We start from the raw sequence: 9,851 nt of genomic DNA on the forward strand, positions 1-9,851 counted from the left end.
CTAGCTAGACATAAAACTACGTTTTAGTCTTTGTTATTGATTTTGTAATTAGAACAACTAGTTACTGCAATCAATGCCTTGCTTTCATCCATTTTCCTACGCCTAAATAGATCATCTAATTAACGGAATTGGTATAATTTTGCTGTGATCAATGTGATATATCCAGGCTGCCTCAAGATAGCGAAATCTGCATCTTGAAGTAGCTTGGGTATAGCGCACAGCTGCAGTGCTTTTTTTATATCTGCCTTTACTTTCCGCTGGTTATAGTTCACTCTTAAATCTCTTGTCTTAAAGGATTTATTCATGAGATTCTACCGTCCAAGGTTATTCGCTTTACCCTTTTTCTTTGTATTAACAGCCTGCCAGTCTCTTCCTGATACCGCTCCTGAGAGGGCACGGGATTTTTCTGAGCAGAATCTCGCGATTCGCCAGTTGCCGCTGCCAACAGCAGTTCAAGTTGACTATCAAGATGAGATTAAGTTATTAAGGATTAATCAACTACTTGCTGAGGAAAAAGGTTTGTCCGGCAGACAGCGGGCGATACTGTTTTATGAGCGTGGTGCTATTTATGACCGCATGGGGTTAACTGCTCATAGCCGTTATGATTTTACCCAGGCGTTGAATGCCGATCCTACCTTTGCCGAACCTTATAATTCTTTAGGCTTGTATTTGTTGCTCTCTCAGTCTTATGACGAAGCTTTTGACGCTTTTGATTCAGCATTAGAGCTTTCTCAGGAGATGCAATACAGTTATTTACACCGTGCAGCCGGTCTGTATCAAGTTGAACGTTATTATCTGGCTAAAAGTGATATTGAAAAGTTCTATATGCTTGATAAAACGGATCCCTACCGTATTTTATGGCGCTTTATTATCACAGCGCAGCTGGATCCGCAAAAAGCGTTAGACGCGTTGCGGTCAGATACTCAATTAAAAGAAGATATGCGTTATGCCTGGTCAATAGTCGACGTCATTGCCGGCAGGATCACAGAAAAGAGATTTCTTGAAACTGTCAGTTACGGTGTCAGAAGCAATAAAGAGCTGGCGAAGCGGTTATGTGAAGCTTATTTTTATCTCGGCCACTGGCATAAGTTATCAGGTAATATCGAAAAAGCGATTTATTACTTTAAATTAAGTACGGCAACCAATATCCATGAATTTATCGAGTATAAATATTCTCTGATGGAATTAGCGGCTATTCAGATACAGCTGCAGGAAGGGCTGGATAGCTTGTAATGTAGTCCAGCTTTTAGCCGTCAGCCGTCAGCCGTCAGCTTTCAGCCGTCAGCCGTCAGCTTTCAGCCCTCAGCTTTCAGCCGTAAGTCATTGCATTGTTGACGTTGTTCATGGTGCATAAATACACCCTACAGTTTGCTAAAACTTAACGCAGCAGAAATCCGTGTGTGTTTGCGCATCGTTGTCATTGCACTGTGGGTGCATAAATGCAGCCTACAAAGTCGCTTATATGATACAGCGGGTTGCTGGGGTTTTTACCCGGATAAAAACAAAAAAGGTAACCATAGGGTTACCTTTTGCGGATATTATTTCAAATTAACAATATTATTTTAGATTATCCAAGTAGCGCTCAGCATCCAGTGCTGCCATACAGCCCGTACCGGCAGAGGTGATTGCCTGACGGTAGATATGATCAGATACATCGCCTGCAGCAAAAACACCTTCGATGCTTGTCTGCGTAGCATTACCTTCGCTACCGGATTGCACTTTCAGGTAACCGTGGTTCATCTCAAGCTGACCGGCAAACATATCGGTATTAGGTTTATGGCCGATAGCGATAAACACGCCCATTACCTCAAGAACTTCAGTATTGACTGACAGGGTGTCTTTTAAACGCAGGCCTGTTACGCCCATTTCATCGCCCAATACTTCATCCAATACTCTGTCGGTGTGTAAAATAATATTACCGTTAGCGACTTTATCATTAAGTCTGTCTAACAAAATTTTCTCACTGCGGAAGCCTGTTCTGCGGTGAATCAAATGCACTTCCGAAGCAATATTTGATAGATATAAAGCTTCTTCAACGGCTGTATTACCACCGCCAACAACGGCAACTTTCTGGTTTTTATAGAAGAAACCATCACAGGTTGCACAGGCTGAAACGCCGCGACCTTTAAAAGCTTCTTCGGATTCCAGGCCAAGATAACGTGCCGATGCACCCGTTGCAATGATCAATGCGTCACAAGTGTATGAACCATTATCGCCTTTTAAAGTGAAAGGGCGCTGGGTTAATTCAACTTCGTTGATATGATCAAAGATGATTTCAGTGTCAAAACGTTCAGCGTGCGCTTTCATGCTTTCCATTAAGCCCGGGCCGGTCATATCTGCACCGCCACCAGGCCAGTTTTCAACATCAGTTGTTGTGGTAAGCTGTCCGCCTTGCTGCATTCCTGTGAGCAATACCGGGTTTAAATTTGCACGTGCTGCATAAACCGCCGCAGTATATCCCGCTGGTCCTGAACCTAAAATTAATAATTTGTGATGTTTTGTTTCGCTCATAACTATACCTTGTATAAAGAGATCTTTTATTGTTTGCTTTGTCTGTAAATAATTTGCAATAAATTCTGGAGGGTTATAGTAAACCTCTGCAGAGAAAAAAACAGTATAAAAAAACGGATATTTCATTGAAATATCCGTTTGAAGTGATAGTTAAAAACTATTAACTAAATATTAATTAATTAAATAGTTATTTTAACGTGGCTTTAACTGTTTCACTGCTGGCATTGTTTGTTGCAAAACTACTGCCTGCCTGGCGTGTTGACTTAGCGATAGTTGTACGCTCCGTCGCGCCGATAATGACTATTTCAGCATTCAGATCCAGTGGCCCGCTGACAGTTTTAGTCATCGGGGAAGTTGATGATTTACTGACATTACTGACAGTGCCGTGGTTTTTGCTGTCAGACTGTTTCTCAGCAGCCACTTCAGCAGTTTTTTGTACTTTGCCCGGTGCTTCAACCGCAGCGGCTTCATTTACTTCGGTTGGTGCTTCAACCGCAGCGACTTCATCTACTTCGGTTGGTGCTTCAACTGCAGTTACTTCTTGTACTTCAGGCGTTTCTTCTGCTTTAGCAATTTCAGTCGGTTGTGCGATAGCTGGCGCTGTATCGGCAACTTTAACATCAACATCAGCAGGTTTTTGCGTCGTCTGTTCAGGGAGAATCTGTGCAGCCGCTTCAATCACATCGTCCTTAAGGCTTTCCTGAATTTGTTCAACAGCCTGTTGGGTAGTTGTAACAGTTTCAATAGCGTCAATTTCTACTGCGATGGGTGCTGTAGCAGTTTGTGTTTTTGTATCCGCCATTTCAGCCATTGCCTGATCCGCTACCGGCTCAAATTTAGCTTCATTAGTGGCTGTTTCTGATTCAGGGTAACGGCTGCTTACGGGATCTTTTTGATCTGCCGGCAGTACATAATCCTCTTTGTTCTCAGAAGCGGCATTTCTTTTTCCGCGTTGCGCGTTATTACGTAAATAACGTGAACGACGGCTTGGTATTGCCACTTTTTGATGGTCTTCAGTTTCAGTTTTCTCAACCGTTTCTGCTGTGTTTTCTGCTGCCGTTGCCAGCTTATCTGCTTCTTCTTTTGCAGGTGCTTTTGCTTTAATCGGTTTAGTTTTTGCCGCTTCAGACTTTTGTTTAACGGTAGGCGCTTTTTTCGCTTCCACGTTTTTAGACGTTTTACTGTCTAAGTTTGACTCATCAACAACTGCCGTTTCCGGGGTGGCGGCTTCAGGTGCATTCTGAATGCGTACTTTTTTACGCATATTTCTGCGTTTACGACGAACTGCCACAACTTCTTCATTACCCTGCTGATCCGCTTTTTGCGGTTTTTTAGGACGCTGAGGTTTTGCTTTAGGCTCAGCTGCCGCTTCTGCAGAACGAACTTTATCAGGACGATTTTGATTACGGTTACGATTACGGTTGCGGTTGCTGTTACGGTTACTACGCACATTCGTTTCCGGTTTCGCTGCAGGCTGCTCTGCTTTTTTCTCAACGGGTTGTTCTACTTCTTTAGTGCTGAAAATAGAGGTGATTGCCGATATTATTTTTGTCAGTAAAGAGGGTGATGATGCCGGTATTGCTTTCTGATCGGTAACAGCGGCTTCCTGCTCTAATTTGGGTGCGACTGTCTGCTGTTTAGGGCTGGCAAAACCCGACAGAACAGGGTCCGCTTCATTTTTTTGTTCATCTTTAATAACATTTGGAATGTAAACGGTATGTTGTTTTTCCAGCGCATCGTAATTGATATCTTCTTTACCGTCTTTGCGGGTACGTTTGATTTCAAAGTGCGGGGTTAACAGGTTTGCATTGGGAATAATGTAAACTTCACAACCATGGCGTTTTTCAATTTTTGCAACAGATTTACGTTTTTCATTTAACAGGTAAGCTGCAACTGCAACCGGAACCGTTGCCTGAATCTGCACAGTATTCTCTTTTAAGCCTTCCTCTTCGATTAATCGTAAGATAGCTAACGCAAGTGATTCATTATCGCGAATGGTACCCTGGCCATGACAACGCGGACAAACACGTGACGCTGATTCGCCGAGAGAAGGGCGGATACGCTGACGTGACATCTCCATCAGACCGAAACGGGAAATACGGCCCAATTGAATACGCGCTCTGTCCTGACGTACAGATTCACGCATGCGGTTTTCAACTTCACGCTGATGGCGGGCAGGGGTCATATCGATAAAGTCGATAACCACTAAACCGCCTAAGTCACGTAAGCGTAATTGACGGGCGATCTCTTCTGCAGCTTCAAGGTTGGTATTAAAGGCTGTTTCTTCGATATCACCGCCACGTGTTGCACGTGCGGAGTTGATATCAATTGAGGTTAATGCTTCAGTGGGATCAATAACAATTGAGCCGCCTGACGGTAAGCGGACTTCGCGCTGGAAAGCCGATTCAATTTGACTTTCTACCTGATAATGGGTGAATAGCGGTATTTCGCCCTGGTATAATTTCAGACGATTTATATAATCCGGGCGAACCATGGCGATATGGCTTTTGGCAAGTTCAAAAGTTTTAGCATGGTCAATGACAATTTCACCGATATCGCGACGCAGATAATCACGGATAGAGCGGACAATAACATTACTTTCACGGTGAATTAAAAAAGGTGCAGGTTGGGAGGTTGCCGCTTCGTCAATGGCCTGCCAATGATTAACCAGCACATTAAGGTCCCATTCTAACTCTTCAGGTGTTTTACCTACACCCGCAGTGCGCACGATTAAACCCATGCCGTTCGGTAGTTTGAGATGACTAAGGGCTTCTTTAAGTTGCGTTCGTTCATCACCTTCGATACGACGGGAGATACCGCCTGCCCGGGGGTTATTGGGCATCAATACCAGGTAGCTGCCAGCCAGGCTGATAAAGGTGGTTAATGCTGCACCTTTGTTACCACGCTCTTCTTTTTCGATCTGGACAATGACTTCCTGACCTTCTTTGATAACATCCTTGATATTTGGACGTCCTTTAAAAGAGTAACCATCAGGGAAGTAGGTGCGGGCAATTTCTTTAAGTGGCAGGAAACCATGTCTTTCGGCGCCGTATTCAACAAATGCGGCTTCTAAACTAGGCTCTACGCGGGTGATTTTTCCTTTGTAAATGTTTGCTTTTTTCTGCTCATGACCCGGACTCTCAATATCTAGATCATATAACTTTTGGCCGTCAACGAGGGCCACACGCAACTCTTCAGCTTGAGTTGCATTGATTAACATTCTTTTCATTTAATAAACTCTTATATTTTATCGTTATTTTTAATTTGTTGGTTATGTATCTGCTTACTTGACCTCGAGTCTGGTTATGCAGTCTCGCGACTGGAGAATATGTAGAGGTGCATTTGAAAGTAAAAGCAAAGATCTGATTCTTATTACTTTGAAGGTAATCAAAAAAATAAGAATAAGACTCAACATTCTGTTTTTGTATTTATAGGCGTTTAGACTGCCAGCTGAATGTGTTTTTATCAGCGAGTCTTTAACTCTATGATTGTCTCATTAATAGTACTTTACCCGCAATATAAATTTTTAGATATTATCTCTATACCCATGTTACTTCAAAATGTTTTGTCAGGCGCGAGCTCGGAGAACAGAGCAAAACGCAACATGAGGGAATGGCCTTCACTTTTCGATTGGTGCAACGTAGCGCTGGTTTTCGAGCTCACGCCCCGTTGGGCAAGGTAAATTGTACCAATCTGCGTTGTGTCAGCTCGAAAGAGATCTCTATTCCTTCGCTAACACGCCTTGCCTGAGCGATTTTTAGCCAGCTCTGGCGTTCGTTTTTTAAGCTATATGGTGCTCTAGCATCTCAGCACAATTTTCCTTGCTGACTTTGCATCTTGAAGTATCATGGCTATATAACTCGTGATAAACTTAACGAATGGAACAGATAAACTACACAGTACGCATACTTGAGATCACTCAAGAGAATGCACAACAACGAATTGATAATTATCTTCGTTTACATTTAAAGGGTGTCCCTAAAAGTATGATCTATCGGATTGTGCGTAAGGGGGAAGTGCGTGTTAATAAAAAACGCATTAAACCTGAATATAAACTGCAATCGGGCGATATTGTCCGTATTCCGCCCGTGCGCGTTGCAAAAGATAATGTCTTGCCTTCCCCTAAACTCGATAAAATAGCCAATCTGGAAGAGAGGATAGTTTATGAAGATGATGCTTTGATCATTTTAAATAAACCCTCGGGGCTCGCTGTTCACGGCGGCAGCGGACTTGATTTTGGTGCTATTGAAGGCCTGCGGGCCTTACGCCCGGATGCGCGTTTTCTAGAATTGGTTCACCGCCTTGATAAAGATACATCGGGCTGTTTACTGATTGCCAAAAAACGCAGTATGTTGCGCGCGTTGCATGAGCAACTGCGCAATAAAACCATGAACAAACAATATCATACCCTGGTTAAAGGGACCTGGGATAAAAAATGGCGCAGTGTTAGCGAGCCGTTACTGAAAAATGCACAGGATTCTGTGGTGAAAGTAAGTCCGTTAGGCAAAGCCTCCGAAACGCGTTTTAAAATTCTGCAGCGTTTTCAGGGAGCAACTTTGCTTGAGGCTTCGCCGGTTACGGGAAGAACCCATCAGATACGCGTCCATACTGCCTGTAAAGGGCATAATATTGCCTGCGATGATCGTTATGGTAATGAAGTATTCACTCGGGCGATGCAGGGGTTAGGCTTAAATCGCCTGTTTTTACATGCCGCGCATATTACTTTTTTCCATCCTGTTTTAGAAAAGCAGCTAACCGTCAGTGCACCACTCTGTGTGGAGTTGACAACTTTATTGGATAAACTGCAGAAAAGTTAACTCTGATTTTCAGGTTACAGCGACCAACTGCTTTTTTAAAAAAGCGGTTGGTTATCTGTAAGTTCTTAGGGTCTGCAAGTAGGGTGTGCTTTGCGCACCAATTATGGCCATTTTTCATAATCGTGCTTATCGCGTATTGGAAATTTCTAACATCAATGTTGCCAAAGCGTAGATTCTTTTCTCCGGAATAGTGATGTATTTATTCTATCCATCGCGTTGTAAACTAGCTCCACACCATTTTTCAACACTTTTAAATCTGTGGTAATTTCGGTGCGCAAAGCACACCCTACTCTTTTTGTCGCAATTTTTAAAATGATATATTCTCCCGTTGGCGGTGCATTAAATAGCCTTATTTATTGATAGTTTGCGGGAGCTACCACCGTAGGGTGTGCTACGCGCACCATTTTTTGCTTTAACTTAACTGTTACTTGTCTTATGCCGTACCCGCGCCTGGATTCTCCTCTGCAACATTAACTGCCTCGCCTGAAGGCTCAGTTCCGGATATCGTTTGTTTACTTTTATTGTTTGAGATTCAAGGTACGCTGCATAAATGCACACTACAAATTAGACCTCAGATATAACCGGTTACTATAAGGTACTTGCCGAACAGCCAGACTTTAAGTATCTTGGAATAAAATCAACCACAGAACCGCACGGAAACTATATGCTCTGCAATAAACTGACTGTTGAAAATTCAACAAAAAAAAAATATTCACTTATTATTTTCGATTGGGATGGCACCTTGATGGATTCTATCGATAAAATTATCGCCTGCGTCGGTGTCGCCGCACAGCTTAATAATTTAGCCGTTCCTTCCGCGCAATCTATTCGTAATATTATCGGTCTCAGTTTAGATAAAGCCATGGCAACGCTTTACCCGAGTTTAGTGGCGGATAAACGTGAGGAACTGGTCGAAGCCTATCGCCAGCAATATGCCAGTTTAAATAAACAGAAAACGCCATTTTATCCGGGGATTAAAGACTGGTTAAAAATATTGAAAGAGCAGGGTTATATTCTTGCTGTTGCAACGGGAAAAGGGCGTAATGGACTCAATCGTGTGCTTAACGAGCATGATCTGAATGATCTTTTTGCTGTTACTTACTGTGGCGACGAAGCACTTTCTAAACCTCACCCGCTGATGCTGCATAACATTTTAACCGAGCTGGACATGAAGGCTGAACAAGCTCTGATGATAGGTGATTCTTCATTTGATTTGGAAATGGCGAATAACGCGAATATTGACTGTATCGGCGTCACCTATGGGGTCCATTGTGAAACCACACTGTCGCGCTATAAACCGATTGCAATTTTAGATGATCTGCCAAATCAGCTTGGTAACTATATTTAAGGAAAAACAGTGTTCAGCGATTATATCAAAATCACCGGTCGTGGTGAAAAAGGCAAGCGTGCTTTAACTCAGCAGGAGGCACATGATGCGCTCAGTTGTTATTTAAACGGTGAGGCAGAATTATTACAATTAGCGGTCCTATTGATGCTGCAGCGTGTGCGTTGTGAAACGCCTGAAGAGGCGGCGGGTTATATTCAGGCGCTGCGTGAACGCATTGATCCGCAATGGGGAAAAGTTGAAGTGCAGCTGGACTGGCCCTGTTTTGCCGGGAAAAAACGTCAACCACCATGGTTATTATTAGCGGCAAAGGTACTTGCTGAACAGGGGAAAAGAGTTGTCCTGCATGGGCATAACGCGGTGGATGCGGTCAAATACCAAATTGAGTCTGCCTGCCCGATACTAAATATAAAAATGGTGACCACTGCCGCTGAGGCACAAGCTGAACTGGATAAATCAGCTCTTTGTTATATTCCGTTATCGGCTTATTGTCCCGAGTTGATACCGCTGTTAGCACTGCGTGAGCAAGTCGGATTACGTACTCCCTTAAATACGGTCGCGAGAAGTCTCAACCCGCTTAATGCACCTTACGCAATGCACGGTGTTTTTCATAAAGGTTATGAAAAACTGCATGCTCATGCGGCGCTGTTAACGGGGGAAAAGAACATGGTTGCCTTTAAAGGTGAAGGTGGCGAAAGTGAAATAAATCCGCGTGTTTCTACGACCGTATGCGGTGTAAGAACACTCGCCGATGAGGGGGAGTATTTTGAACAGGAGTGGCCGACCTTTTTAGAAGAAAGCAGCGGCGCACATACTGAAGTGTCTGCTGAGTATTTATCCAGGGTCTGGCGCGGCGAACACCATGATACTTATGGAGAAGCGGCTGTTATTGCAACGATCGCTGTTGTTTTACTGCAGATGCAGGATTGTGCTACGCAGCAGGAGAGTTTGTTAGTGGCAAGAGAATACTGGCATGCCAGAAATAAGGAGCTTTAGATAAGTAACCTCAACTCTGGATAAGCGACATTCCTCAACAGCGCTCTTTTCGCCCCTTTCTGCGTTAAGTTTGCTTGTAATAGCCGGCTATTACTTCACAACCTTGCCTTGAAAGGAACGAAAATCCCGGCATTGAGCTCTACATGAGTCAAAAAAGATAACTTCATCTATTATAATGCCCA

The 9,851-nt window shown here is 43.4% G+C and carries 6 protein-coding genes; 4 read left to right on the plus strand and 2 right to left on the minus strand.

Going from position 1 to position 9,851, the window contains the following annotated elements:
* Positions 1-303: 303 nt before the first annotated feature.
* Positions 304-1,233, plus strand: a complete 930-nt coding sequence (gene nlpI, locus ABZA00_RS14500) for a lipoprotein NlpI (protein WP_372882876.1) — start codon at positions 304-306, stop codon at positions 1,231-1,233.
* 324 nt (positions 1,234-1,557) lie between these two features.
* Here the strand turns inward: nlpI and trxB are convergent, their stop codons facing one another.
* Both trxB and rne read right to left on the minus strand, forming a co-directional pair.
* Entirely contained in the window at positions 1,558-2,511 is a 954-nt protein-coding gene (trxB, locus tag ABZA00_RS14505) for a thioredoxin-disulfide reductase (protein WP_372882877.1), read from the minus strand.
* 187 nt (positions 2,512-2,698) lie between these two features.
* Positions 2,699-5,740, minus strand: a complete 3,042-nt coding sequence (gene rne, locus ABZA00_RS14510) for a ribonuclease E (protein WP_372882878.1) — start codon at positions 5,738-5,740, stop codon at positions 2,699-2,701.
* A 649-nt stretch (positions 5,741-6,389) separates the two neighbouring features.
* Between rne and rluC the strand changes: the two genes are divergently transcribed.
* The 3 genes from rluC to ABZA00_RS14525 all read left to right on the plus strand — a co-directional run bounded on the left by rluC (position 6,390) and on the right by ABZA00_RS14525 (position 9,669).
* Positions 6,390-7,328: a 23S rRNA pseudouridine(955/2504/2580) synthase RluC gene (rluC, locus tag ABZA00_RS14515; RefSeq protein ID WP_372882879.1), complete on the plus strand. Its 939-nt coding sequence runs from the start codon at positions 6,390-6,392 to the stop codon at positions 7,326-7,328.
* Positions 7,329-7,992: 664 nt separating this feature from the next.
* On the plus strand, positions 7,993-8,676 hold the full coding sequence (locus ABZA00_RS14520; protein WP_372882880.1) for an HAD family hydrolase: 684 nt from the start codon (positions 7,993-7,995) through the stop codon (positions 8,674-8,676).
* A 9-nt stretch (positions 8,677-8,685) separates the two neighbouring features.
* Positions 8,686-9,669 carry a glycosyl transferase family protein gene (locus ABZA00_RS14525; protein ID WP_372882881.1) on the plus strand — a complete coding sequence of 328 codons (984 nt, stop codon included), beginning with the start codon at positions 8,686-8,688 and terminating at the stop codon, positions 9,667-9,669.
* Positions 9,670-9,851 lie beyond the last annotated feature (182 nt).

This window comes from Psychromonas sp. (genome assembly GCF_041586535.1).
GTDB lineage: Bacteria > Pseudomonadota > Gammaproteobacteria > Enterobacterales > Psychromonadaceae > Psychromonas.